Origin of the sequence: Streptomyces sp. URMC 123 (assembly GCF_051386515.1) — a bacterium.
Lineage (GTDB): Bacteria > Actinomycetota > Actinomycetes > Streptomycetales > Streptomycetaceae > Streptomyces.
Genome location: NZ_JBPQTV010000590.1, coordinates 1 through 1,552 on the forward strand (window position 1 = coordinate 1; position 1,552 = coordinate 1,552).

Below are 1,552 nucleotides of genomic sequence, written 5' to 3' on the forward strand. Positions count from 1 at the left end.
GGTGGTCGGGTTCGCGGTGGTGGCGAGCGCGCCCGGGCCCTGGGCGGGGCTGCTCGGCTTCACCCTGCTGGGCCCCGGGCAGGTCGACGGACGGGCCGGCGGACGGGCCGGCCTCGGCGGCGGTCGTCGTCGGCGGCGGCCCGGGGGCCACCGCGGCGGTTCGCGGCGGCCGATCGAGGTACCAGCGGCTCGCGATCAGCGCCAGCGGTACGAGGACCGCCACCACCGGCCCGTACAGCGCGGCGAGCGACAGGCCGGCGCGCACCCCCGCCCAGGCCAGCGCCGCTCCCACCACGCCGCCGAGGCTGTACGCGGCGTGCAGCCCGGTGACGATGCTGCGCCCGTACGCCTGCTGCAGATTGACGCCGAGCATGTTCAGCGAGGCGTCCAGCGCGCCGACCGCCAGCCCGAAGAGCGCCAGGGCGATGCCCATCTGCCACAGCGCGCTCCCCGCGCCGACGGCCGCCAGGGCGGCGCAGATGGCCGGTTGGGCCCAGCGCAGTACGGCGCTGGGCGGCACCCGCGCCACCAGCCGCCCCGTGGCCGCGCTGCCGACGCCGGCCAGCACCGGGACGGCGGCGAGCAGGGCGGGCAGGGCCGCGTCGCTCACCCCGTAGCGCTCCTGGAGCGCCGGAATCCGGGTGACGAGCAGCGCGAAGACCGTGCCCTGGGCGAAGAAGCCGAGGGTCAGCGAGGCCCGTCCGTGCCGCAGCGCCGAGTCCATGGCCGGGCAGCGTACGGGCACGTGCGGCGGTTGAGGAGCCTCTCCGGGCCGGGAGCCGCCTCGCCGGCCGTCACCGGAGCAGCGCGGGCAGCTCCGCCATGTCCGAGAAGAGGCCGGTGGCCTCGCCCAGCCGGGCGGCCGGCGTCATCGCCGTGTAGCCGTAGACATCCATGCCGGCGGCGACGGCGGCCTGGACGCCGAGCGGGCTGTCCTCCACGACGACGCATCGGTCCGCGGGCACGCCCATGCGCGCGGCCGCGTGCAGGAAGAGGTCCGGCGCCGGCTTGCCGCGGCCGACGTCCTGCGAGCTGAAGATGCGCTCCTCGTCGAAGGCCGCGTACAGACCGGTGGTGTGCAGGGCGACGCGTATCCGCTCGTGGCTGCCGGAGGAGGCGAGGCAGTACGGTACGCCGTCGGTGGCCAGGCCCTTGAGCACGTCGGCGACGCCGGCGACGGGCTGGAGTTCGCGCCGGAACGCCTCGAACGTCCGGGCGTGCAGGGTGTCGTCGAACTCCTCGGGCAGCCGCCGGCCCGAGCGCTCCAGCACCAGATCGTGGACGCGGTGCACGGCGGAGCCCATGTAGTCGCGGATCGAATCCTCGTACGTGGTCGGATGCCCGAGCTCGGTGAGATATCCGGCGAGTACGGCGTTGGCGATGCGCTCGCTGTCCACGAGCACCCCGTCGTTGTCGAAAATGACCAAGTCATAGCGCATCGCACCACTGTAGAAGGTGCGATGCGAAAAAGCCCGGAACGCAAAAATGCCTCAGTCCCCCGAACCACAAGGGTTCAGGGGACTGAGGCTAAAAATTGTTCGGCGGCGTCCTA

At 73.6% G+C, this 1,552-nt stretch carries 1 protein-coding gene and 1 pseudogene; both read right to left on the reverse strand.

The window, feature by feature from the left end; all coding sequences use genetic code 11:
- Nucleotides 1-724: pseudogene (locus tag ACSNOD_RS31015) on the reverse strand (hypothetical protein); the annotation flags it as partial.
- 70 nt (nt 725-794) lie between these two features.
- Nucleotides 795-1,439, reverse strand: coding sequence for an HAD family hydrolase (locus ACSNOD_RS31020; RefSeq protein WP_436770409.1), 645 nt, complete (start codon nt 1,437-1,439; stop codon nt 795-797).
- Nucleotides 1,440-1,552: the final 113 nt, after the last annotated feature.